The following is a 25,966-nucleotide window of genomic DNA, read 5'->3' as shown; positions in this document are numbered from 1 at the left end:
ACATATTGTAAAAGAGAAAGAGCCAATTCATACGAGTAGGCTCTTTCTTTTATATATTCATTTTCTATGGTTAATAATTAGGCTGAATATAACCTAATTTTATTCCCTTCGTGACAGCTTCTAAAGAAGATGAAACATTTAATTTATCAAATACGTGCTGAATATGATTGGAAATTGTACGTTCGCTAGCGTATAACATAGAAGCAATTTCTTTGCGCTTATAGCCATCACACAGTAATTGTAAAATTTGTTTTTCACTATGAGTCAATTCTTCAATTGTTTCTGTAGGGGTTGGAAAATGAGATGCGCCTTTATTAATATCGTGTAGTACTTTCACCAATACTTCAGGTAAAATATTTTTATTAATAAAACCACTTACACCTAGTTTTTGAGCTTCATACTGGTAAACAGGTAAATCATAACCGGTTAATATAACAATTTTTGTATCACATTTACTATCCAATATTATTTTTGCTATTCCCAAACCATCTTCACTACTTATATTGCTTAAATTAATATCTAATAAAATAATATCTGGTTTAAACTGATTGATAATTGTAACGACATTTTCAACATTTTGTAATGAACGGAATTCATCTATTTCAGGATAATCTTCTAAGGCTATTTCCAAGCTTTTAGCAAACAAAGCATGATCATCTATTAATAAAATGTTTATAGGAATCGTCTCCTTTCATAGGAACGATAATAGTAATGCATAAACCAGAAGGGTTACTATTTGAAATGGTCATTTTACCATTTAATAAAAATAGCTGTTCTTTAATCGAATTCAATCCTTTATGACCATTCAAAATATCTGCTTCGGTAGTTGTTAGACCTTTGCCATTATCTTTCACAACAAGTTTTATTTCCCCATCTTCTTGTACTAAATGTAAATGTAACTTTGAACAATTTGAATGTTTGAATGCATTCGTTACTAGTTCTTTTAATATTCGATATACAACAAGGTGATAAGGTTCTACTAAAAACAAGTCGTTATTACACGTAAAGGATATATTAACATGTTTCGTTTCATATTTTTTTTGTATCATTAAAAGTAAATTACGATAATTTTCTTTTAATGTAAGTGTTTTTAATAGAGTTGGATGATACTCTTGCATTTCAATTCGTATTGTATGACTTAAGTTATCCAGTGTCGCTACGATCATATCATGAATTTCTTTTTTGTTAGATTTGTTCATCATATTTTTAACAGCTAATATGTCTTGTAGTATTTCATCATGTAAATAATTAGAAAATCCACTTTTTAATTGTTCTTCTTTCACTATTTGTACTAAGTTATGAATATAAGAACTGTCGGGTAAAGTTTTCAATTCTTTTGTATTCAAATTTGAAATAGTGTTTTTGGTGTCTTGAAATAATAATGTGAAATAAAGCTGAACGAACCAAATAATTGTATGTATAAAAATGAAATAAGTAATCATATTAAATTGAAATAGTACTCCAAGTGAACTCATAAAAATAAAAATGCATACAAACATAAAAGCAATTGCACTTTTTTTTAAGGGGAAATATTGTTTCATAGATATATGATTTTTAAAAGCAATTGCATGAATACTAAATAGGGGGAACAGAATTATTGTGTACCATCCTAAATTATTTACATATTCGGGACTCCTCCCAAATAACGTAACATATATGATAAAGGGGAAGATAAGAATCGTAGTAGATGTAAGTAAATGCTTTTTTTCACTTTTAAAAACAAATTTAATTCGTTTGTGATGTTGTAGAAATAGAAAAATAATCCAACTAACACTGATAAGCCATTGAAATAAAAATAGAACAGAAAATATTCTATCGTTTATTAAATATGCACCTAATGTAAGTAAACATGTAACTCGTAAAATCCAATCTTTTTCTTTCTTATAACTATAAATAGAATCTTGGAAAAAGAATAGGAGTATAAATTGCACGATTTTATATAGAATGAATACACTTAGTAGTGTGCTGAATGCACGAAAAATTGGTTCATCGTTCAGTGTAAGTAAAAACTGCCAAGAAGTAAAAAGTAGTAAACTAGAAAACTGTGATAATAGAGTATTGTTTTTTAAGTTGATAAAACTAATATATGATCCATAAATGGACATGACCGTTATAAGCAGTAAAGGGAGTAATTTTGCTGTTCCTATAATATTGTCTATCGAAAATTCGTAGCATAGAAAAATAATCATACAAAGTTGGTTAATTAAAATTAAAATTTGTTTTTGCTCATAGTACTTTTTCATAAAATCACTTACCTTTGTTAGATTACATACAGATAAAGCTGATGTTTTTTTATCCCGCTTTAATGGGCAGTAAGACCCCCACCTCAAAATTCAGCGAAAGCAAAGAATTTAGGTGGGGATCAACTGCCCATAAAAGTCCGATTGGTGAAGGCTAATAATCAGTGGGGGATGAAGAAAACCCCCACTGATTAAAGTTTCACTTTATTTATCATCAGCTTTATTTATAGTTTTTTACTTTTTATTGTTAAATATAATTTTATAACATGCTCTTTTTGTTAACAAATAATAAACGATATATACAACAGTAAAAATAAACATTGCAAAAAGAATCGGTAATATAAACGCACTACTTTTTCCTAATAGGTCATCCATTAAAGCAGTCTTATAAGCTATTAATGCAAAGATACTATGTGCTAATCCTATTATGTAAGGAATGCTAAACAAGGTGAAAATTTCTTTACTTATTATTCTTTTTATCTTCTTTTTGTTATAGCCCATTCTATTTAAAATAATAAATTCATTTTTATTTGCCATCATACTTGAAAGGTTATGGAAATAGAGAATACTGCCTGTTGCAATAAAGAAGATAATAGTAACAAAACTAATGAGCAAAAATGTTGAGCTATTTTGCTGAATGATATAATCATTTTTTTGATAACTGCTTGTGAAATACATATTATTTTTAAATAGTGGGGCTAAGTTTTCATAAACTGTTTTATTATCCCTCATATCTTTTCCATTAAAACTTACTATCGTTTTTTGGGGTAACTCTAAAGCTTTTATTTCTTTATAAAGTTGATCCGAGATAATAAGTGTTGCGACACTATTTGCAAATCCAATTGAATTAAGTAATGTAGAGTCTTTTACTTTAATATCTATATTAGTTGTAGGCGTTAAATTTAAAGTATATATTTTCCCTTTATCTAGATTTTCTTTTTCAGGTCGATATTTTACTAGGATGCTTTCATTTTTAGCTAGATGATTAAATTCTACATTTTTATCTTGAATATGTATTAACTTTCTGTAATCTGACTCAGAGATAAGGTCAAATCCGTGTTCTTTTTTTATACGATATTCTTTCGGTAAATTATTAGAATTAGATTTCCCGTTAATAATGGTTGTTTCTGTATATCTTGTATTTTCTTTACCAACAGTATTTTGTACAGTTTGTAGTGCTTTATTGGCTACGTCCTTATCGTCTAAAGGAAACTCAATAGCTGAAGGTACGATCCGTTCTGTAGCGGCAACAGGATAGTAAAGAGTCAGTAGAGTAGAACTGAATATAGCTAAAGTTCCTGCGGTTAATAAGGTTAATAAAATGAAAGTTTTTGCTTTTGAACGAATTTTAAATATAAAGTTTGGGATGACGATAATATTGGATTCTTTATAAAACCATATTTTATTTTTCTTTAGCTTTTGAATCGCATATGGTAAAAATGAATGAATAAAGAAGATCGTCCCTAATATTACACTGAACATCGTTAAGAGAGCGATTGGAGAAAAGCCAATTGTTTTCCACAAAGATTTCGTGCCCCTTGTAATATCGATTGCTAAGAAATAGCCAATTAAAATGAAAAATAATCCTAGTAGTGAAAAAACTGTATTGATTTTTATCTTTTTATCTTCTTTTTGTTCCATACGTACTAAAGTTAGTAAGGAACTTTTTCGAAGAATAATCCAATTTGATAAAGATAAAACAAAAAGAACAGCAAAGATAAAAGCAAAGGTGAATAGTACTGCATCAAGGTTAATAAATGGTACTTTAGAAGTATCGATTTGTAATTTTAATATTTTGATTATAGCTCCTACAATTCCTTTATGAGCAATAGCACCAAAAATAATTCCTACAAATAGAGCAGCAAAGCAAATGATAATATTTTCAAAAGTTAACAGTTTTAGCATCGTTGATTTTCTATATCCTAAAAGGGAGTAAATGCCGAGTTCGTTCATTCTTTTTTTCATAAAAAATGTATTAGAGTATGACATATAGAATAGTACAAATGCCATAACAAAGATTGCCACTGTTTTTGACATTGTTTCTACTCTACCATCAGACGAAATCTTTTCCATGACAATGTCGTTCATGGAAAAAGAGATAAAGGAGAAAAATACCATCAGTACAAAAGCTACTGAAATAAAATAGAATGAATAGAAGGAGAAGTTATTTTTTAAATTCTTTTTTGCGATTGTAAATAATCCCACAGTTCAATCTTCCTTTCGTATTTCTAGTTATATCGATTTTCATCAATTTTAGAGATTTCTTTTAATATTTCTTCGAAAAATTCTTTTCTATTTTGTTTATTTTTCTTTAATTCTTTTATAATGTTTCCGTCTTTGAATATTAAAATTCTACTAGAAAAACTGGCTGCATAGGCATCATGAGTTACCATTAAAATGGTAGTTTGAAGTTCCTCGTTTACCTCTTTTAATTTTTGAAGTAGTTCTGTTGCAGAATTTGAATCTAACGCGCCTGTAGGTTCATCTGCAAATAAAATACTAGGCTGCTTTGCAAGGGCTCTTGCAGCTGCAACCCTTTGTTTTTGTCCCCCCGATAATTGACTAGGATATTTGCTTAATTGCTCAAATATCCCAAAACGCTTTGCTAAATTTTCTATTGTGGATTCAATTTCCTTTGGGGATTTTTTTAACAGAGTAAGTGGAACAGCAATATTTTCCTTTACGGTTAAACTATTAAGTAAAAAATACTCTTGAAAAATAAACCCTAAGTAATCCTTCCTAAAATCAGCAGATTTATTATTGTTAAGCGTTTGGATATTAATCCCATTTATAAAAACATCGCCCTCTGTAGGTGTGTCGATAGTGGATAAAATATTTAATAAAGTTGTTTTTCCGGATCCAGAGGCCCCCATAATCCCCACAAACTCACCCGCTAGAATATCAAAAGAAACTTTATTAAGCCCTGGTAATTGATTCTTGTTATAAATTTTTGTCACATTCCTTGCAGATACTAATGCATTCATTTTATTTACTCCTTTTCATCTATTTATATATGAAGTGTATCTTTTGATATAAAAAGAAGCATGAGTAAAAAGCGCAATCTTGTGCTCATATGCTGTTACTTTGTATTACGAAATTGTGTAAATGATAAAAAATATAGATACATCATGATAGGGAGTATGAATAAAAGAAACATCACCTTCCAAAATCCCATTACCTATAAAATGAGGGAAGTTCCACATAATGGACATAAACGGTGCTTATACATGTAAAGTAAGAGGTCATGAAAATGAATAAAGACTGCTAATTTTCGTGCGCTTTGATTATGTAGAAATAGGGGGAAGTGACATGAAAGGTAATACTCCTAAGAAAATTTTATTTATTCAATCAGGAATTCCTTTTTATTATCCAATGATCGAAGCAGCAATTTTGAATAGTTTACAAAAGATAAACAGCGATACAAGTATGGTGAGTCCAGAAAAAGCTATAAAAACCGCATTGAAAGTGAAACCAGATTTTATTTTGGTATTAAGCGGTTTAAGTGAAGAATTTAATCATATTATGCCATTCTTAAAAAAGGCAGGGTTTACTACTGGGCTTTGGCTGACAGATGATCCTTATTATACGGATGTAACACAACATCTTGTGCCGTATTATGATTACATATTTACGCAAGATTTAAATTGTATCAAGTTTTATAGAGGGATAGGATGTAAGAATGTATTTCATCTCCCGTTAGCAGCAAATCAAGATGTGTTTAAACCTTCTCTTAAAGAAGATACATATAAGTATGATCTTAGTTTTATAGGAACCGCATTTGAAAATAGAATTAACTTTGTTGACTCTATTTCAGAGTATTTAGCAGAAAAAAATATAAAAATTGTAGGTTTCGGTTGGGAGAATTTAAAGAGTTATGAAAGGTTAAAGGATAAAATACAAATCTTGCCACTTGCAAAGTATGAAGATGCGTTACATTTTTACGTATCTACTAAAATCAATATAAATTTGCATCGTTCACTAATTGATCAGGAATTGAATTGTAACTCTGCAAATATTCAAGCGTATTCCGTAAATAATAGGACGTTTGAAATTAATGCCGTAGGTTCTTTTCAATTAACTGATATACGTCCAGATGTAGGAAAGCATTACATACCGGGTGTTGAAATAGAAACTTTTAATAGTGCATCGGAGTTTATACAAAAAGCGGAGTATTATTTGGAACATGTACAAGAAAGAAAACGTATAGCAAAAAATGGACTGGATAGAACTTTGAAACATCACACATATGATAAACGAATCATACAATTATTAAACTATATTAATTTGAGGGGCGTGAAGGTGTAATCTAGTCATTAACTTACATGAAATAGCATCGATTATACTTGAAGATAAGCATTTAATGCACTGGGATAGACCAGAAGAGATTGCTGAGGACGTTTTAAATTGGTTCATATAAAAAGGTCCGTTGTTCGCATTTGAGCAACGGATTTTCTTTTGAAAAACTGAATCTAAGAGAGATAAGCAAGAGCATTACAGTTCTATCACCAATTCATTTTTTGGTATAATAGATGCGTGGCAGAAAACAGATAGAAAGATACTGCTAGGAATTTATACTTAAATGTTGGGAGATTGAACAGAGTTATGGGGACAGAAAAAGAAATTAGTTCCGCTAAATTAATATGGAAGATGACGCGCCCGCATACGTTAACGGCGACATTTTCTCCTGTAATTTTAGGAACAGTGGCATCACTTTATGTTGCCGAAATTGATTGGCTTTTATTTATTGCGATGATGGTTGCATGTTTAGCATTGCAAATCGCGACGAACTTATTTAATGAGTACTATGATTTCAAACGTGGATTAGATACCGCTGATTCTGTTGGCATCGGTGGCGGAATTGTCCGTCACGGATTGAAACCAAAAAATGTGTTGACAGTTGCGCTTTTATTGTATGTAGTAGCAGCAATTATTGGAGTTTATATTTGTATGAATAGTAGCTGGTGGTTAGTCGTCATTGGTTTAATTGGGATGGCGGTTGGTTATTTATATACAGGTGGTCCATTACCAATTGCGTACACTCCATTTGGAGAATTAGTTTCTGGATTGTTAATGGGGACATGCTTTGTACTTATTGCTTTCTTTATTCAAACGAATACGATAACGACTGAAAGTGTATTAATTTCCATTCCAATTGGAATTTTAGTCGGTGCAATCAACATGTCAAATAACATCCGAGATATTGAAGAAGATATTAAAGGTGGAAGAAAGACATTAGTAATCCTCCTTGGGAGAGAAAAAGCAATAGTAACACTAGCTGTAGCCTTTTTCGTTGCTTATTTCTGGATTGCGGTAATTGTATTGATGGGTTATATAAGTCCTTGGGCATTAGTGATGTTCCTAGGTTTGAGAAAACCAATCTCTGCCATTCAAAGCTTCCAAAAAGGGGCAAAGGATCCCGGATATATGCGCATCGCCATGAAATCAACAGCGATGACAAATACGATTTTCGGCTTTTTATTATCAGCAGGATTATTAATAAGTTACTTGTTTTAAATAAAAACCCCCAGTTTCTCAATTTTAATTTAGAGAGATTGGGGGTTTTATTTTGACTTTGCTTCATGTTAAAAACAGTTTCATTTGAAATGAAAATACCAATACATTGCAACTTCATCATTTGTCATATCCAAACCTTTATAAATAAGAAAATCAAATCCACCAATTACAAATCCACATTTTTCATAAAATTTACATGCTGCGACATTATTATTTTGCGTTTCAAGCATAATACCTGGCATATTGCCTTCTTTTGCCCACTGCTTTGCTTGATCAACTAATCTTTTACCAACTCCGAGTGTACGATATTTTTTATCCACTGTTATATCTTCTATGTAAGCATAGTGATTCCAATTCTTTTTCAATACTATGAATCCGATGATTTGGTTATGTAACAGTGCTATGTAAATTACTTGATTCGGTTTATTTATATACTCATTGTACGCCAGTTCTTCATTATCACATTGATTTTGTAAATAACTTTTTTCATAACTTGGAACGTCTTCTACTGTATATTCTATGCGTCTATTTACTTTGGAAAGAGAAAGAATTAACCGAGCATTTACTATAAAACTATCATCAATCTCCGGGAAATTGCCTACATCATTTTTTTCTAACTTTCTAATTAAAAGGTTCATCGGAGTACCTCCCAATAATATTATTTCTTCTGATTTTTTATTTGATTCAAATGAATTGCGATTACAAAATTATAATAGAATTTCAATGGTAAGGCTATCTCTGTATTTTATCTTTATACTAGCATGCTAGTATGAAAATATTGTTTGAAATGAAGCGGATTATTTTCAATTAAACTTCCAGAAAAATCAACGTCTATAGTATCAACAGGTTACTAAAAAATGAGATGATTTCATTAAAGAGTATTTTAGTGAAAGAAGGATTAAAGAAATGATCCTAGTTTTTTCTAAAAGAGTGATTCCATTAAATCAATTCAGAGCATGTTCTGATTTATCTTTCTTCAGAGCATGCTTTTTGGGCTCGTTTCCATAAGTGTATTAGTACCAATTTAACAACTCATCAGTTACAAGTTACTTTTTGGATACCACATTTTAGAATAACTAACTTATAGAAAAAATTGAATAATTTTCATGTGTAAGGAGATTTTAAGAAGGATATAGAGGGGATATTTTCCTGTTGTTTTCTAGCCAAATGATTACTGACCCAAAAACCATGTGGTGGAAAGGTTTCTAAAGCTTTTCTGTCAAGAAATCACTAACACTAAAGTTCAAGTATAAAAACATAAACCATTCGATAAATGGGGTAGTATGATGAAAAAACTTAGTAGAAATCGTTTGAGAAAAGATATTCAGGAACTTGAGAGTGCAAGTATGCAGATCCAACATGATCAAGAGTGTGAACTCAAGCAGAGTGTATGTGCGAATGAAGAAGTTTTGAGACAAGTTTTTGAGAATTGTTCCGATATTGTATTTCGTCCACTTCTCATAAATAGTCAAACTGAAATTCTTTTTATTTATATAGATGGATTAGTTGACGCTAAGATTGTGGAACAAGTTGTTTTCAAACCAATGATGTTTGAAGGTTTGCCTAGTGGAGTAAAGAGTGAGGATTCGGTAGGAGAAATTATACAAAAACAGCTTATTGCGGTTTCTCAAGTAAAGACGATTTCAAAAGTTCATGAGGTTATAGAAGCGATATTGAAAGCGAATATCGTCATTTTAACAGAAGGAGAGAGTCAAGCTCTAGTCGCTGATTTAAAAGGGTTTGAAAAACGAGGTATTGAAGAACCGGCTGCCGAGATTTCTGTTCGTGGCCCTCGGGACGGATTTACCGAAACGTTAAGGGTGAATACGAGCCTAATTCGCCGAAGGATTCGGAGTCAAAGACTAAAAATGGAACCTTATTCGATTGGGGAATTATCACAGACAGATGTGGTAATGGCCTATATTGAGGGCATTGCACCCGATTCGGTTTTGGATGAAGTTCGCCAAAGGGTAAAGCGAATTCAAATTGATGGGGTGTTGGAGTCAGCTTTTATTGAAGAGTTTATCGAGGATCAACCCTTTTCTCCCTTTCCGCAAATTCAAAATACCGAGCGACCAGACGCGGTTTGTGCAAGTTTATTAGAAGGGAAAGTCGCCATTTTAGTCGATAATACACCTTTCGTTTTAATCGTTCCTATGACATTTTGGACGGGTTTGCAAGCAGCGGAGGATTATTATGAGCGCTCCATCTATACGACTTTTGTTCGATGGATACGTTTAATATTAATTAATATTTCATTATTTCTTCCGTCTCTCTATGTTGCTATTACAACTTTTCATCCGAAATTAATTCCGACAAATTTGCTTATTAGTATTGCAGCTGCGCGAGAAGGTATTCCTTTTCCTGCTGTTATAGAAGCACTAATGATGGAATTTTTATTTGAAGGTTTGAGGGAAGCGGGCGTTCGGTTACCAAAACCCGTTGGATCAGCAGTTAGTATTGTGGGGGCACTTGTTATCGGGCAAGCTGCTGTGCAAGCAGGTATTATTTCCGCACCTTTAGTTATTGTTGTGGCGACAACCGGTATTGCGTCATTTGCGTTCCCGCGCTACAACTTAGGAACAGCTTACCGGATGTTACGCTTTCCTATGCTGTTATTGGCAGGAATGCTTGGGCTATACGGTATAGCAATAAGTACCCTTGCGATTTTGATTCATTTAACTAATATTCGTTCTTTTGGTATTCCGTATTTAAGTCCAGTTGCGCCTCAGACTCCGCGTGATTTAAAGGATGTTTTTCTCCGAACGCCTCGTTGGAATATGACACACCGCCCAATAATGGTATCTGGTGAAGAGAAAGTTCGTTTTCCAGATGGACAAAAGCCAGATGAGAAACGGGGAGGGGAAACAGAATGAGTCTGCACAAGGCGCTCTCTATGATACTGGTCGTTTCATTATGCTTCTTGACGGGATGTTGGGATCGTACGGAGCTAAATGATCTGGCAATTGAATTAGGGTGGGGACTTGATCAAGCGAAGAATAATAAGGTTGAAATTAGTGCGCAGTTTATTATCCCATCAAAAATGGGAATGGGACAGAGCGGAAGAAGTAATACAGGAAAATCGGTTTTTATAGAATCAGGAATTGGAAAGGATACACATGAAGCTGTACAAATGATGCAAACAAAAATGTCGAGAGAAATCTTTCGAGGGCACCAGCGTGTAATATTGATTGGAGAAAAAATGGCTAAAAATGGCCTCGCTTCAGTTTTAGATGCATATAGCCGCGATCCTGATATTCGATTACGAGCAGATGCGTTTGTAATAAAGGGGCATACTGCAAAAGAGTTTTTGAAAGCATCCATCCCCTTAGAATCTATCCCGGCACTTGGGGCACTGAAAGAGCATATGCAAATAGAGGCGTTAGGAGATATGTCTTTATTACATTTTCTTATTGCTAGTACGAGTGATGGAATCACTCCGATTTTACCCGTTATTAAACTAAATGTGTCTCATAAAAAAGGAAAAACTGAGGTCAAAGGGTTTCAAATTGTAGGCGGTGCTATATTTAACAACGATTTCAAATTGATAGGGTATTTAAACATGCAGGAATGGTTAACTACTCTTTGGATAGTGAATCGTTTAAGTAAACAGACGGTTACAGCAAGCGCCTCTAAAGGAAATGGTAGTGCAAGTTTATATATGACAAAAATCAATAGAAAAATTATACCTACTATACAAGGGAACACAATTAAGTGTGATATTGTTTTTTCTGGTGAAGGAACAATTCAGGAAAATAATACGAATTTAGATCTTACGCAGCCAAAAAATATCACTCTTTTAGAACATGTATTGGAAAAACAATCTGAAAAGCAAGCTCTCCAAACTATTAAAAAGGTTCAAAAACAATACGGAACCGATATCTTTGGATTTGGGGAAGCCATTCATCGAAAATATCCATCCGAATGGAAAGGGCTAAAAAAGAATTGGAGTAAACAATTTCGAAAAGTGCAAGTTTCTGTTCATACAAAGCTTACTATTCGGCGAGTAGGACTGACTGGACCACCGTTGCAGTTAAAGAAAAATGAAATGAAAAAATAAGGAGGAATATAGAGTGTGAGAAATTCAATGAAAATCTCTGGCAGGCAAATCTTTTGGATGATGTTCACATTTGAAGTGGGACAATCACTCCTTCTAGTTATTCCAGCGACGATTCGCACTGCCAAACAAGATGCGTGGATTTCGATCTTGATTGCAGGGGGGATAGGGGTTGTTCTTACTTTTTTGGCAACTACACTTGGTTCGCTCTATCCGAAACAAACGCTAATTGAATTTAGTCAAACCATTCTTGGTAAATGGCTAGGAAAGCTGCTGCTGATTCCTTACTTCTTTGGATGGTACATGATAATTTGGATAACCGTCCGTGAATTTGGTGAGTTCATTATTATCGCTTTGTTTCATAATACACCTTTGTGGGTTATTGTCTTGACTGCGATGTTATTGCTCATTTTTATTATTTACCAAGGCGGGGTGGAGGGGATTGGACGTTTAAGTGAAATTATAGGGCCAATTGTACTTTTAATGATAACGTTTGTAATCATTTTGAATATTGGCAATATGAATTGGGATTATATGCGGCCTATTTATCATGATTCTGGATGGCTTCCCATACTTAAAGGCTCCTATACTCCTGTAGCTGCATTTTTCGGGGAGGCTGTCATGATGATGATGTTCGTTTTCTTTATGGACAAACCAGAACAAGCGTCATCGCGGGCAATGTGGGGAGTAGGACTGGCCGTTTTCATGGTAACGATCGGAACATTAGCGGTCATTTTAACATTCGGTCCGAATCTATCTTCAAGTTTTTTGTATCCGGTTTACGATTTGAGTCGGTACATATCCGTCATGGAGTTCATTCAAAATGTAGATATTTTGATAGTGATTATTTGGTTTTTTAGTATTTTTGTTAAACTGGCGTTATACATGTTTATCGCTTGTTATGGAACAGCACAAATATTTCATTTAAAGGATTGGCGAAAAGTAGCTTTGGTTCTTGCTCCTATTTCGTTCATCATAGCTGTATCAGTTAAAAATATCCAAACATTTACTCATTATTACTACCTATTTTTTGTGATTCCAGTTGCATTTCCGGTTTACATGTTTGGAATTCCCTTTCTGTTATTGGTGGTTGGGAAAATTCGAAGGAAATATGCATAAACCTAATCTGGTAATGTGTTCGAATGAAGGTATGTATAGCTTTTTGACTAAAATAAAAAGAGAACGAGCCTACTCACCAGCGTAGGCTTTTTTATTTGTATATTACGTTATAATAGATATCTTATTTTCTCCGGAATGTCCTTTTTAGAAATGTATGCAACAGAGTCCTTATAGTAAGAGTAGCTTATTTGGGATAATCAAAAAAACATATATTGCAATATAAAAACTTATTTTAATCCTAAAGGATACCCTACAACGATTCCTACAAATTGTTCTCAATAATTGAAAATAAAATCAATCCAGATTATTATATTGTTATTGTAAATTTATTTTATTGAAGGAGGATACATAAATGAAAAACTCAAAAGGCTCTATTGAGTCAGAGATAAGTAAAGCAATTACGCACTGGGAAAAGGACTACCTAGGACGCGGGTCTATATCCGTTAAGACAGATATATTACGAGATATGATTATCGTAAATTTACAAGGTATTTTAACACCGGCTGAGTATACTGTTTGCGAAACGAAAGACGGTATGCTAACGATAAAGAAAAATCGTTCGGAGCTAGTTGAATCTGGAATTGACGATTTGAAAGAGATTATACTAGAATTAACTGGAGAAGAAGTAAAAAGTTTTCATACGGATATAAGTTCTCGTACTGGTGAACGAGTAATGATTTTTAAATTGTTTCATAATCTTGAGGAAAAGTTTTAAAATAAAAAACAACTTAGGGTTAGTGGAAGATACACTAAAAATGCAGTGAGGTAATTAAGAAATCTACAAGTTGTGTACTTTATTTTATCTTATTAACAAGGTAATGATTAGAAAACAAGAAAACTTGAAATTATTTATGTATAATGAATTTTGATTCGCAAAACGGATAAATAAATTGACAAACTGCTTAATATGGTTTATCTTATAATTGTTTTAAAAATTAATAGATGCTTATTTTAACTGTTTGCTATAATTAAGGCTTTAGCATTTTTTTAATATGTAATATTGACTAAATGAAAAAGTTTCTTAATGAAAAGATAGCGCATAACATAAATTGATATATTGATTGCATAATCTAGGAGATCAGAGATATACTGTTATTTTTCATAGGAGTAATACATATATTACTATCCTCTATAAAATGGGAGCTCTTCAAAAAACTTTATTGAAGTTAGTTGAAGGGAAACCGACAATCTCCATAATTCAATGATGATATAAAATCATTGAATTATGGAAGTTGTCGGTTTTTTTTATGGGAAAAACGATGTACGAAAAAGAGTGAATAAAAATTGAAATTAAAAAAACTATCGTAATGAAAAGGAATTTTTATAGGTTATTTTCGTTTGGAAGGGAGTATTTTACATGTTAATTTCGCTAAGTTCATCAACACTGTTAACATTATTTTTTATCGCGCTTAGTGCTTCTTGGCTAAGTGGATTATTGTTTTTACATGCAAGGATGCCTTTACGTTTTGTTCATATCCATATTGGTATCGCTGCTTTGCCTTCATTAGTTTCTTTACTTGCACTTGTTAATCACAATGGAGATAGAGTTGTGGGGCCTTGGCATTTAGATACTTTAGCTTGGTTCATGGCTTTCTTCGTTCTTGCAATTGGTTTAATCATTCAGCGTTTCTCTGTACGTTACTTAATGGGAGATCGCTCCTATCGAAAATACTTTGCACTTTTTACATTTACTACAGGGGTATCTTCAGTTGCATGGTTAAGTGATGATCTTCGCTTCATGATTATGTGTTGGGGAGCAACACTTATAGGATTGGTTTTACTCATCGGGCTAAATAAAGGGTGGAAGGTAGTTAGTGAAGCAACAAAAATCTCAGGCTATTTATTTACAATAAGTTGGATTGCCTTGCTAGCAGCTATCATCTGGCTGTTTCAAATAACTGGACAGTGGCAGTTAACATCAGTTGTAACGAATGAAAATGTAGCTCAATTTGGAACATTGGAGAAAACAGGAATTAACTTATTGATTATAGTAGCTGTGATGATTCCAGCAGCACAATGGCCTTTTCAAAGATGGTTAATTGAATCAGCTGTTGCTCCAACTCCTGTTTCTGCTATTATGCATGCGGGTTTAGTAAATGCTGGTGGTATCATGTTAACTAGATTTTCACCTCTTTTTCATGATGATATTGCACAAATCATTTTACTCATTTTCTCTAGTATTTCTGTCTTAATAGGAACAGGAATTAGTTTAGTCCAAGTTGATTATAAACGTCAGCTAGTAGGATCCACTATTGCACAAATGGGGTTTATGCTGATTCAATGCGCATTAGGAGCGTATTTAGCAGCTGTTATTCATTTAATTTTACACGGTTTATTTAAAGCCACACTGTTTTTACAAGCTGGTTCTTCCGTACAACGTTTTGAGGGAGTGAAGCAATCTAATGAAAAGATGTCCAATTTATGGATGATAGTCGGACGTGTTTTCGGATTATTTATAGCAATTGCTTTCTGGTTTATGACTTCTGGAGAGGGGTATCAATTCGTTAGTGCGTTCATCTTAGGTTGGTCATTATACGTTTCATGGAAACAGCTTGTTGTTTTTGGAGAGGGAAGAATGGGAAGAATTGCTGGCTTAATTGTTTTGAGTGGATTTTCTCTCATTTACTTTACCGTTCATAACTCTCTTTATAAATGGTTGCATACTGACATGTATCAAAATGTTCAACCTTCAGCTCCAGCAGTTATTTTTGTTATAAGTCTCTTATTATTTGGTAGTGTTATTAGTACTCTCGTTACTCGTAATCAATCTTCTACAATATTTGCTGTAATGTATCTTTGGTTCGTTCGAGTAGGTGAAGCGAGACAAAAGTCAGTAGAAAGTCATCCAAGCTATCTGAAACATGATGTATCAAAGGGAGGTAATCAGTGATGAGCATACAGTCAATCGTAACGAAAGAAACTTTAAAAAAGAAAGATACAAAAATTGAAATACAAGAAAAGAATATGAATGATTTAGTTGAATCTGCTAGCCGAGTGATTGCACCACTTTGGCCTATCTCAACCTTTGCAGCTCATCACCCTTGGATGGGACTTGAAAAACAATCATTTGAACAAGTTGCAGATTGGTTAAAAGAAGCTCGTAATGTAGATATATATCCTAGTGCCTCCATGATTCATTCGGCAAAGGTGAAAGGGGAGATTGAGGAATCATTTTTACAAATAGGCTTGTCTCGTTGGCTTGATTCACAATCTTTTCATATTCCGCGAGAGACAGCAGAGCGTTTTTGCCAAGAAGCTTTAAAGTTAGAGAGATTACCTTCTAGTCTGTTATCATCGCCAGAATTAAATAAATTAGCAGAAGAAATAAGTTATATAAATACAGGGAGTATGGAAGACTCTTCTATGCAACCAATCAGTTCACTTATAGAGAATCAAAAGGGTGACAATCTATCAGATGTTCTTAATTACCATATTATTAAATGGTGTAAATTATATCTTGATGACTCCGGATCAAGTTGGACGATGCCAAACCGAGAGAAAGGTTTGTATCGTGCGTGGCATCACCTTATTACATTTGATCCAGCGCTTAGTAAAACTGAACGTAAAGTTTTAAAAGATTGGCCACAGGATGCCCAGGGAGCTTTAACAAAAGCATTATCTGAACTAGGAATTTCTGAATCTAATAGGCAAGCTTACCTTGAAGGGCACTTACTTTCTTTGCCTGGATGGGCAGGAATGATACGATGGCGCTCGCAACAATCAATTGAGGAACAGGAACTTCTCATACAATATTTAGCAGTTCGAATTTCTATGGAGCTAGCCATTGTAAAACCGTATTTACCTTTGAAAAATCAAAAGGTTGAGAAAAAAGTTTCGATCGTCCCACTTATAGCTTCTTGGATCTATTGGGGGGATATTTCAGTAGAGAAATGGTTACAAATGTCTGCAACTGAACAAAGTGAATTATTAGCATTCGCTTATCGCTTTGATGAAAATACTCGCAAGAAACTTTGGCTAGAAGCTTGGGAACAGACGCATGCAGAGCAATTAAGGGAGAAGATCGCTTCTAAACAACGTGCAACGAATGATAAAAAGCGTGTATTAGCTCAATTAGCATTTTGTATTGATGTACGTTCAGAACCGTTTCGTCGCCACCTTGAAAAATTAGGTCCGTTTGAAACGTTTGGAATAGCTGGTTTCTTTGGGTTACCAATTGCGACTACTGAACTAGGCAGTAATAACAGCCATCCTTCTTTGCCAGTTATATTAAAACCGAAACATCAAATAAAAGAACTCGCGGATGAAAATGAATATAAATCTTATGAGCAACGTAAGAAGATAGACAGCTCAGTAAGTTATACGTTTAAGACGATGAAAAAAAATGTACTAACAAGTATGCTATTACCTGAGGTAAGTGGCCCTTTACTTGGTTTACAAATGATAACAAGGAGTTTTGTGCCAAGAAGAGTAGGTGGCTTCATTCGTAACCTTCGTAAAAATATGTTACAAAAACCTAATACAACATTCTCACTTAATCATGTCCATGATACAAAATGTGAGATACCTATCGGTTTTACGAAAGAAGAAAAAGTGAACTATGTGCGTCAAGCTTTAAAAATGGTGGGACTGACAGAAAAATTTGCTCCTTTAGTTGTAATGTGTGGACACAGTAGTCAAAGTACGAACAATCCTTATGCCGCAGCGCTTGAGTGTGGTGCTTGTGGCGGAGCAGCGGGAGGGTTTAATGCAAAAGTTTTCGCTACTTTATGTAACCTTCCAGAAGTAAGAGAGGCGTTGTCTGCTGAAGGCATTAAAATTCCTGAGGACACCATTTTTGCAGCAGCTGAACATAAAACAACCGTGGATGAATTGGAATGGATTTACGTCCCAAAACTTTCGGAAGCTGCGCAAGAAGCATTTGATTGTATTGAGTTGATTATGCCAAATGTGAGCCAAGAGGCAAATAGAGAGCGTTTAACGCAATTACCTAATTTTAAAACGAAAATAAAAAATCCGAGTAAAGAGGCACATCGATTTGCAGAAGATTGGAGTGAAATACGTCCGGAATGGGGATTAGCTCGTAATGCATCTTTTATTATCGGGCAGCGTGAATTGACTCAGGATTGTGACTTAGAAGGTAGGGCTTTCCTTCATAATTATGATTGGAAACAGGATGAAAATGGCGATATATTAGCTAGCATCATAGCGGGACCAGGAACAGTAGCGCAGTGGATAAATCTACAATATTACGCTTCAACTGTAGCTCCTCATTATTATGGTAGTGGAAACAAAACAACACAAACCGTTACGGCAGGTCTCGGTGTTATGCAAGGAAATGCAAGTGATTTGTTATCAGGCTTACCTTGGCAATCCGTTATGCAGTCAGATAGTGAAACGTATCACTCACCACTTCGTTTACTCATTGTAATTCAAGCGCCTACTAAATATATAGAACGTTTGCTAAATAATGATTTCACATTTCGAGAAAAAGTTCAAAATGGATGGGTCAGACTTGCAAGTGTTGATTCAGAGGGGCGCTGGAAAAACTGGTAGCAATCATGTAATGCATATCAACTATTGTTACTAGCTTAAAAGTTTCATAAATACAATCATGAAGAAGGAGTGCTATATATGAGTTCAAAGCATAAAAAGGTTTTATTGTTAACAGAGATGGAACAAGGAATAGAGCCTATTATCCAACAAGTAACTAACATTCAACGAGAAAATATGTTGACTATACACAGCTGTGATTCTGTAATTGTACATCCTTTTGGAGATATAATGAGGTCTATTATTATTGCTATTTATGAAGAAAATGTGGAAGAAATTTTTGTTGTCGGAATAGAGGATAAAAAAACAGATGTAGTTAATTTACAAATTCAACGTGATTCCATAAAAAATAACAAGGAACTAGATTATCTCTTTGAAAATTGCATGCCTGAATTTTCAAGTGGTAGCCTTGAGGAATGGCTAAGTGGAAAAGAAAATGTTAGTGAAAATATTGAGAAGAGTATAGATATGATTCGTCATCATCCGTTAGTGCCTTCTAATGTTAAAGTTCATGGCTTCATGATTGATAAAACAGGTGAAAAAGAAACGGTTGTTAAAGTTTCAGCTAATAAAGTAGTTGAACAAGTTAACTAATTTATGAAAGACAAATTAATTCTTATGTATAAATCGCTGTTGTATAATAAATTTTATTATGTTTTAAGAATCAGAAGAGGTAGCCATGCAAAATAAAATCATCGTTATGTTTCAAAAAGATTTTCGTTTATATGATAACCCAGCTCTATTTGAAGCTGCTCAGTCTGGTGAGGTTCTTCCGCTATATGTATATGATGAAACTTTTTCAATAGGAAGTGCGTCAAAGTGGTGGCTACACCATACTATAATAGATGTAAAGAGGCAACTTGAGGCATTGGGATCTACTTTAATAATCCGCAAAGGAAATATACTGGAAGAAATACTTTCTCTCATAAAACAGTTAGGTATAACGGCTGTATATTGGAATATTTGTTATGATCCGGAAAGATTACAATTTAATCAAAAAATGAAAATGATGTTAGAAGATAAAGGTATTACCTGTAAGGAATTTAATTCGCATTTATTATTAGAACCGTGGATTATTAAAAAGAAAGATAACACTGAATATAAGGTTTTTACGCCTTTTTATAATGCATTTCAAAAGCAGGTAATATCTAAACCTATTAGTAAAGTGCAGAGTATAAAATGGGGAAGTTCTTTACCAGCAAGTTTATCTGTTTCAGAATTACACTTGTTGCCGACTATACCGTGGACATCTCATATGGAATCAATATGGGAGCCTACAGAAGAAGGGGCATACAAAACATTCAAGAAATTTTTCTCTAGCAAATTAGTCTCTTATAGTGAAGGAAGGGATTTTCCAAATCAAAATGCTCATTCGATGTTGGCACCGTATCTTTCATTTGGTCAAATATCAGTAAAGGTAATGTATCATTACTTAATAAATAAAAGTAACGAAAAACAATGTAGTCTTTTTGAACAACAAGTGAATAGCTTTATACGTCAATTCATTTGGCGAGAGTTTTCTTATTATTTGCTATATCATTATCCATTTACAGTATATAAACCTCTTAATAAGAACTTTGAACATTTTCCGTGGAATAATGAAGAGGAGTTATTAAGAGTATGGCAGAAGGGCGAAACTGGTTATCCGTTTATTGATGCAGGAATGCGGGAACTATGGCAAACAGGTTTTATGCATAACCGAGCGAGAATGGCTGTGGCTTCTTTTCTTGTAAAGCATTTGTTAATTCCGTGGCAAGAAGGGGCCAAATGGTTTATGGATACACTATTAGATGCTGATATTGCAAATAATACAATGGGGTGGCAATGGGTTGCTGGAAGTGGGGCAGATGCATCACCGTACTTTCGTATTTTTAACCCGATCACACAAGGTGAAAAGTTTGATAAAGATGGGGAGTATATAAGAAAATGGGTACCAGAATTAAGAGATATGCCTAATAAATATATACATAAACCGTGGGAAGCACCTGAGCATATTTTACAAAAAGCCAATATAAAGCTAGGAGATACATACCCTTTGCCAGTTGTTGATCATAAGGCAGCACGAGAGAGAGCCCTTTGTGCATATAAAAGTATGAAAGAATTTATATAAAATACACGAGTCAATATGAATTTGATATGTACAGGTTATAATGTCTATTTACGTATTAAAGTTGTATTCATTGAAAGAGCATACGAATCATATAGAGTTTCTAAAACCTTCTATTAAAAAGGAGAATGTTTATGAAAAAATCTAGTATTATAGTATTTTTACTAACATATGGTTTGTTTTATGTTTCTAGTGTTTTATTTCCTATTGATCGTACTTGGTATGATGCGTTAGAAAAGCCGTCTTGGACACCTCCTGGTATGACAATCGGAATGATATGGGCTGTATTATTTGGACTTATTGCATTATCAGTTACAATTATTTACAACAACTATGGATTCAAGCCAAAAACATTTTGGTTTTTATTCCTTTTAAATTATATATTCAATCAAGCGTTCAGCTATTTTCAATTTAGCCAAAAGAATTTGTTTTTAGCAACAGTAGATTGTTTACTAGTCGCTATTACTACGTTACTTCTCATTATGTTTTCTTCCAATTTATCTAAAGTATCGGCATGGTTGCTAATCCCGTATTTTTTATGGACTACATTTGCTACATATTTATCTTGGACCATTTATAGTATGAATTAAAGACGTAAATAAAAACTTGAGCATAATAAAAATGCTCGAGTTTTTATGTGTATGAATGGTAATCTGAAATATAGAATATATACATCTTAGGGAGGTCATCTTTGTGAAGAAATGGATAAAAATTATTCTGTACTCTTTACTAGGTATTTTACTTATAGGAAGTATTAGTTTTTTTGTTTGGTCTCAGTTTAGTTACAAACCGACGAAAGAGGCTTTGTCGTTAGTAGATGATAAAAAAGATGAAGATTATATAGCTTTTGGAGAGAAAGATGCGAAAATAGGTGTTATTTTTTATCAAGGAGCGAAAGTAGAAGCCGAGGCTTATAGTTATTTAGGAGAAGCTCTTGCGAAAGATGGACATTTTGTAGTAATGCCTAAATTACCATTAAACTTAGCGATACTTGGAATCAATGAGGTAGATAGTGTAATTGAAAAGTATCCGGAAGTTCAAAAATGGTATGTTGCGGGGCATTCAATGGGCGGAGCTATGATTTCTAAGTATGCCTTTCAGCATGAAGAAAAGGTAGACGGAATCATTTTCTTAGGTTCTTATCCTGCAGATGATTTTTCTACGAAATCGATTCCGATGTTATCAATTTATGGGGAAGTAGATGCGTTAGCAACTGTAGAAAAAATAGAGAACAATAAAAAGTTCATGTCAAAAAATACAACTATGCACATGATAAAAGGGGGCAATCATGCTCATTTTGGCATGTATGGCGAGCAAAAAGGTGATAATGCGAGTTTAATTACGCCAAAAGCACAACGAGATGAAACAGTGAAAGTAATGGAAGAATGGCTATTGAAACAATGATAACGAATTTAATAAATCTACCGAAAGAATTCTCTAAACGATAGGTGGGAGAGATAATAAAGAGCCAACTCGTACGAATTGGCTCTTTTATTTATTTGCCATCTCCAATTGTCCCCTTATTTTCTCCGGAATATCCTTTTCAGCGATAAGATCATAAGAATACACATACTTTCCTTTTACATGAATTTTCAAGTAAGTTTTTCTTATAAAATCATTAGGGGTGTTCGTTCCCACTTTATATTCTTTCTCATTGCTTAATTCATCGACACCTTTTAGTGAGTAAATAGCCCGGCCTTTATAATGATAATCTGGAATGCCATACCCCTGCGCAACCGCATATACATTTTTTTCTTCAGCAATCGGATTAAATCTGTCTAAATCCCCGCGTAATATGAAAGGTAGTAAGTATATAGGAAGACCTATTCCTATTATGCAAATTACAAATTTCTTCATGATCGTTTCTCCTCTTGTTAAATTACTTATTTTAAGTATAGGAAAAAATTCTTATGAATTTAGAAGTGAATTTCTTAAGTTTTTCTTAAATAGGTGTTTAAAGGAGGGATAACAGTGTATGGTTATTCTTTCATGCAAATCGTATTATTTTTTATCCCGCGAAAATGTTTTTTTCATTAGATAATTACTTTACCAAGAATCGGGATGTTTGCGGATACATTTATTTTTGGGATACATAATTATATTTAGAGAATACCCAGTTACAGTATTTGAACTTTTAATAAGAAGGGATGCGAAGGAATGAACTCACAGAGACAAGGCTATGCAGGCTGGTGGCAAGGCGGACACGGTGGTTGGCCGGGTGGACACGGTGGTTGGCAAGGTGGACACGGTGGTTGGCAAGGCGGGCATGGTGGTTGGCAAGGCGGGCACGGTGGTTGGCAAGGTGGACACGGTGGTTGGCAAGGTGGACACGGTGGTTGGCCGGGCGGACACGGTGGTTGGCAAGGCGGACACGGTGGTTGGCAAGGTGGACATGGTGGTTGGCAAGGCGGACATGGTGGTTGGCCGGGCGGACACGGTGGTTGGCAAGGCGGACATGGTGGCTGGCAAGGTGGACATGGATATTAAAAAGATACTATAAAATCATTTTTTTATGCAAAGTTTGTATATTTAGTATGATTGTATATTTTCATTTGTATAGTAAGGATGTAATGAAAACAGCAAAAAATCCTGTGAAGTAAGGATTCTATACGTAAAATGAAAGCAGTGGAAATGTGAAAAGAACAAAAGACACCGCTTTTTATTATTCAAGGAGAACGAGACTATCAAGTTCAATCGAAAATCGAAATCCCTCTTTGGAAAGAACAACTAAAAGAACGAGGTAACGTTGATTATCGACTATATCCAAAGTTAAATCATTTCTTTACAGAGGATGATGGGGAAATAAGTAAACCAGATGAATATTATGTCATGCTAATATCCCCGAGTATGTTATAAATGATATTGCTGCTTGGGTGCAAGGAAGATTGCAATTAAATTAGCAACCATATGTTTTAATAAAGACTTTCTTTCTGCGATTAAAATAGAAACATTACTATTAGGTTATATTTTTTAAAAACACTCTTTGAAAAGGAGTGTTTTTTATTTTTCTAAATAGAATTTTTCTATAAAATAAGGGGCTTGCCTTCCAAACAAATCGTTATTTGTAACACTGCTATCAAAGGAAAGTGCTCGTGACATCTCGTTAATATTGAAAAACATTAATAACCTATTGTGTGAAGTTTTTTGAAAATTTAGGTTTAACATCTTTAAAATAGGTGTATTACATATTACATAACAACTAAATAAGAAAATAAAAAATCTAAAGGAGGAAAAATACGATGCATAAGAATGAAAGAAAACCGGTGGTTCATGAATATGATAATGAACAGGAAGTAGTTATGAAAGTAAAAGAGCTAGAATTGCAAGGGATTCACCAAGATGACATTTACGTCTTAACACATGAAAAACATCTAACAAAAAAGATTGCGGATGATACAAATATAAATACGATTGGAGTAAAAGAACAAGGATTGGGCACAAGTATTATCAACTTTTTCTCCAAAAAAGGGGACGAACTCCGGAATCAAATGGAGGAAATGGGGTTGTCGAAGGAGGAAGCTAACTTATATGAAGAAAAACTAGATCAAGGGAGAATTTTACTCCTAGTAACAGATGAAACACTAACGGCGAGTGATAGGCAACCGCAAAACTATCATTCTCTCTAATAGATTGCAATAGGTAAGGTAATTATTTTAGCTTGTAGCATGGAAGAAAATAAAAGTGGAGAAGGGTGAGAAAAAATGAAACATACAATATTTAAATACGCTATGATTGGGATTACGACTGGAGTTATAGTCTCCTTATTAAAAAAGGAAAATCGGAAAGCGATACAAACAAAAGGAAAAAGCGTAAAAGAAAAATTGCAAGAAGGAAACATAAAGGAAACATTGGAGAAGGTAACCGAAACAAGTAAACAATTCTCTGTAACTGCAGCTAATGTTGCAAAACAAACATTACCACAACTGCTTACAGCCACACCAGTTGTCATTTCTACCATTAAAGACTTAACAGAAAACGAAACGAACAAAAAGAAAACAGATGAAAAGGATAACGAAATAAATCAAAACAGTAAGGACATAGACGGAGAAAAAACGAAAAATGAAAAGAAATATATGAAAGAAGAGAGTGCTTAGATTTAATTCTAAAAAGAGAAAGTGAGGAAGAAAGTATGAAATCTCTGTATGCAATTGATGTAGGAATTGGTTTTACTAAGCGGGCATATCGACAGGATGTAGATTCTGAGGTGACGATTAAGAGTGAAGCTTCCACACTAGCCCCTGTACCTAATCATGATGAAAGTGAAGATTTAACAAAGGTAAGTTTTATAGATTTAGACTTTGCATACTACATGGGAAATGAAGCGCATCAATCTGACGCTTCATTGCTTCCTCCATTTGACGAAGAAATAGAAAATTATTATGAAAGCGAACGGTTTAAACAACAAATATTTGGTTGCATTGCAAAGGATTATAAAGAAAATGTCGTGTTACCTTTAGTTGTTACCGGGCTTCCTGTCACTTATTTTGGTAGTCAGCATGAGCAATTACAACGTGCACTAAAAAAAGAAACTTCTGTGCAAATTGATGGGAAATTTATTACTATTACGGTGGAAAATGCTTTAATTCTTCAGCAACCGGTCGCTTTACATGCCTATTTCTTAAAAGAGGGAATCATTCAGGAACAAGATCGTATCTTAATTATTGATGGTGGATTTCGTACATTAGAAATGACAGATATGAAACAGAATGTCATTTTAAATCATTATGAGACGGAACTAGGATGTAGCAAGCCTTTGAAAAATATTAAGAATATCGTGCAGAATCATGCGGGTGAAAGTAATCAATTGCATATTAACGATATGCCAAACATATTAGAAAAAGGATATGGAGGTCGAGAAGAAGATCCTCAGACAAGTCAGGTTCATACTTTGATTCAAAAAGAGTTGGATGCACACTTCCAAGACGTTATGCGTGTATTACAAGAACAATTTAAGTTAGACCAGTATGACACTATTATTTGGACAGGAGGAATAGTAGATCTCCACAAAAAACGAATTGAAAAAATACAAGGTGAAATTTCTTCTTTCCGTATGGTAGACGCTTCGAAAGAGGCTGCACTTCATGGATACTACATGATTGGAAGTCAAGTATTTGACGACATCACCAATCAATCTGTATATGAATCTAAATTATAATAACGACCGAAATGGAGTTCGTTGAATAGACGTGCCAAATTATGTAGCTTCTTTTCCATATATAAAAAATGCTTTATAAGAAAAGATAAAAAGTGCTTGTATAGAGGAAATGTTTAAATTTGAGAATAAAAATAGCTAATATATAGGGGGTCTTCCTTTTAATAGAATAAGACCTCCTATGCCATTTGTTTTGTAATTTAGTTGATCTAAAAACTTTTCCTCCAAGACATGAATACCTACATACAAATTTCATATTACGGATA

General features: G+C 33.8%; 23 protein-coding genes and 1 pseudogene. 17 read left to right on the top strand and 7 right to left on the bottom strand.

Translation table 11 applies throughout. The annotated features are described in order from the left end of the window. Nucleotides 1–70 precede the first annotated feature (70 nt). From PQF83_RS09625 to PQF83_RS09610, 4 genes are all read right to left on the bottom strand, one after another. Entirely contained in the window at nt 71–676 is a 606-nt protein-coding gene (locus PQF83_RS09625) for a response regulator transcription factor (protein WP_139303384.1), read from the bottom strand. Further along, complete coding sequence (locus PQF83_RS09620) at nt 654–2,243, bottom strand: ATP-binding protein (protein ID WP_000761140.1); 1,590 nt, start codon at nt 2,241–2,243, stop codon at nt 654–656. The genes PQF83_RS09625 and PQF83_RS09620 overlap by 23 nt, the downstream gene beginning before the upstream one ends. 231 nt (nt 2,244–2,474) lie before the next feature. Continuing rightward, nucleotides 2,475–4,445: an FtsX-like permease family protein gene (locus PQF83_RS09615; RefSeq protein WP_000522531.1), complete on the bottom strand. Its 1,971-nt coding sequence runs from the start codon at nt 4,443–4,445 to the stop codon at nt 2,475–2,477. 23 nt (nt 4,446–4,468) lie between these two features. Beyond that, nucleotides 4,469–5,224, bottom strand: coding sequence for an ABC transporter ATP-binding protein (locus tag PQF83_RS09610; protein ID WP_000993166.1), 756 nt, complete (start codon nt 5,222–5,224; stop codon nt 4,469–4,471). 325 nt (nt 5,225–5,549) lie between these two features. On the opposite strand from PQF83_RS09610, the gene PQF83_RS09605 reads away from it, so the two are divergent. Then, on the top strand, nt 5,550–6,545 hold the full coding sequence (locus PQF83_RS09605) for a CgeB family protein (RefSeq protein ID WP_000678141.1): 996 nt from the start codon (nt 5,550–5,552) through the stop codon (nt 6,543–6,545). A 297-nt stretch (nt 6,546–6,842) separates the two neighbouring features. Beyond that, complete coding sequence (menA, locus tag PQF83_RS09600; RefSeq protein WP_000536360.1) at nt 6,843–7,754, top strand: 1,4-dihydroxy-2-naphthoate polyprenyltransferase; 912 nt, start codon at nt 6,843–6,845, stop codon at nt 7,752–7,754. Nucleotides 7,755–7,834: 80 nt separating this feature from the next. Here the strand turns inward: menA and satA are convergent, their stop codons facing one another. Continuing rightward, nucleotides 7,835–8,392 (bottom strand): streptothricin N-acetyltransferase SatA, encoded by a 558-nt coding sequence (gene satA / locus PQF83_RS09595; RefSeq protein WP_001050473.1) that lies wholly within the window; start codon nt 8,390–8,392, stop codon nt 7,835–7,837. Between the two features lie 645 nt (nt 8,393–9,037). On the opposite strand from satA, the gene PQF83_RS09590 reads away from it, so the two are divergent. From PQF83_RS09590 to PQF83_RS09545, 10 genes are all read left to right on the top strand, one after another. Next, nucleotides 9,038–10,630: a spore germination protein gene (locus PQF83_RS09590; RefSeq protein ID WP_033671926.1), complete on the top strand. Its 1,593-nt coding sequence runs from the start codon at nt 9,038–9,040 to the stop codon at nt 10,628–10,630. Further along, a complete protein-coding gene (locus PQF83_RS09585; RefSeq protein WP_000052124.1) occupies nt 10,627–11,814 on the top strand; it encodes a Ger(x)C family spore germination protein in 1,188 nt (395 codons plus the stop codon). Before PQF83_RS09590 ends, PQF83_RS09585 begins: the two co-directional genes overlap by 4 nt. Nucleotides 11,815–11,841: 27 nt before the next feature. Next, nucleotides 11,842–12,930, top strand: a complete 1,089-nt coding sequence (locus PQF83_RS09580; protein ID WP_001997784.1) for a GerAB/ArcD/ProY family transporter — start codon at nt 11,842–11,844, stop codon at nt 12,928–12,930. A gap of 352 nt (nt 12,931–13,282) precedes the next feature. Next, a complete protein-coding gene (locus PQF83_RS09575) occupies nt 13,283–13,645 on the top strand; it encodes a DUF2294 domain-containing protein (protein WP_000798157.1) in 363 nt (120 codons plus the stop codon). Between the two features lie 642 nt (nt 13,646–14,287). Continuing rightward, entirely contained in the window at nt 14,288–15,820 is a 1,533-nt protein-coding gene (locus tag PQF83_RS09570) for an NADH dehydrogenase subunit 5 (protein WP_000908894.1), read from the top strand. Further along, nucleotides 15,820–18,444, top strand: coding sequence for a DUF2309 domain-containing protein (locus PQF83_RS09565; protein WP_000027415.1), 2,625 nt, complete (start codon nt 15,820–15,822; stop codon nt 18,442–18,444). The genes PQF83_RS09570 and PQF83_RS09565 overlap by 1 nt, the downstream gene beginning before the upstream one ends. A gap of 78 nt (nt 18,445–18,522) precedes the next feature. Next, nucleotides 18,523–19,035, top strand: a complete 513-nt coding sequence (locus tag PQF83_RS09560; RefSeq protein WP_000095514.1) for a hypothetical protein — start codon at nt 18,523–18,525, stop codon at nt 19,033–19,035. 85 nt (nt 19,036–19,120) lie between these two features. Then, complete coding sequence (locus tag PQF83_RS09555; RefSeq protein WP_001179941.1) at nt 19,121–20,551, top strand: cryptochrome/photolyase family protein; 1,431 nt, start codon at nt 19,121–19,123, stop codon at nt 20,549–20,551. Between the two features lie 131 nt (nt 20,552–20,682). Further along, a complete protein-coding gene (locus PQF83_RS09550) occupies nt 20,683–21,138 on the top strand; it encodes a TspO/MBR family protein (protein ID WP_000749750.1) in 456 nt (151 codons plus the stop codon). Nucleotides 21,139–21,241: 103 nt separating this feature from the next. Further along, nucleotides 21,242–21,952 carry an alpha/beta hydrolase gene (locus tag PQF83_RS09545; RefSeq protein ID WP_000758802.1) on the top strand — a complete coding sequence of 237 codons (711 nt, stop codon included), beginning with the start codon at nt 21,242–21,244 and terminating at the stop codon, nt 21,950–21,952. A gap of 87 nt (nt 21,953–22,039) precedes the next feature. On the opposite strand, the gene PQF83_RS09540 is transcribed toward PQF83_RS09545, so the two are convergent. Next, nucleotides 22,040–22,405, bottom strand: a complete 366-nt coding sequence (locus tag PQF83_RS09540; protein WP_000714884.1) for a YxeA family protein — start codon at nt 22,403–22,405, stop codon at nt 22,040–22,042. A gap of 300 nt (nt 22,406–22,705) precedes the next feature. Here PQF83_RS09540 and PQF83_RS09535 point away from each other — a divergent pair, with 300 nt between their 5' ends. Then, complete coding sequence (locus PQF83_RS09535) at nt 22,706–23,035, top strand: hypothetical protein (RefSeq protein WP_001088220.1); 330 nt, start codon at nt 22,706–22,708, stop codon at nt 23,033–23,035. A 114-nt stretch (nt 23,036–23,149) separates the two neighbouring features. Then, nucleotides 23,150–23,448: pseudogene (locus PQF83_RS09530) on the top strand (alpha/beta hydrolase); the annotation flags it as partial. 100 nt (nt 23,449–23,548) lie between these two features. Here PQF83_RS09530 and PQF83_RS09525 read toward each other — a convergent pair. Continuing rightward, nucleotides 23,549–23,668 (bottom strand): acyl dehydratase, encoded by a 120-nt coding sequence (locus tag PQF83_RS09525; RefSeq protein ID WP_073535848.1) that lies wholly within the window; start codon nt 23,666–23,668, stop codon nt 23,549–23,551. A 119-nt stretch (nt 23,669–23,787) separates the two neighbouring features. On the opposite strand from PQF83_RS09525, the gene PQF83_RS09520 reads away from it, so the two are divergent. The 3 genes from PQF83_RS09520 to PQF83_RS09510 all read left to right on the top strand — a co-directional run bounded on the left by PQF83_RS09520 (nt 23,788) and on the right by PQF83_RS09510 (nt 25,703). Then, nucleotides 23,788–24,174 carry a general stress protein gene (locus PQF83_RS09520; protein WP_000549423.1) on the top strand — a complete coding sequence of 129 codons (387 nt, stop codon included), beginning with the start codon at nt 23,788–23,790 and terminating at the stop codon, nt 24,172–24,174. A gap of 75 nt (nt 24,175–24,249) precedes the next feature. Beyond that, nucleotides 24,250–24,642, top strand: coding sequence for a hypothetical protein (locus tag PQF83_RS09515; RefSeq protein WP_000683204.1), 393 nt, complete (start codon nt 24,250–24,252; stop codon nt 24,640–24,642). A 35-nt stretch (nt 24,643–24,677) separates the two neighbouring features. After that, nucleotides 24,678–25,703, top strand: coding sequence for a ParM/StbA family protein (locus PQF83_RS09510; protein ID WP_000839467.1), 1,026 nt, complete (start codon nt 24,678–24,680; stop codon nt 25,701–25,703). Nucleotides 25,704–25,966: the final 263 nt, after the last annotated feature.

Origin of the sequence: Bacillus sp. FF-1, assembly GCF_028548245.1 — a bacterium.
Taxonomy (GTDB): Bacteria; Bacillota; Bacilli; order Bacillales; family Bacillaceae_G; genus Bacillus_A; species Bacillus_A paranthracis.
This window is presented reverse-complemented; position numbering and strand designations above follow the sequence as displayed.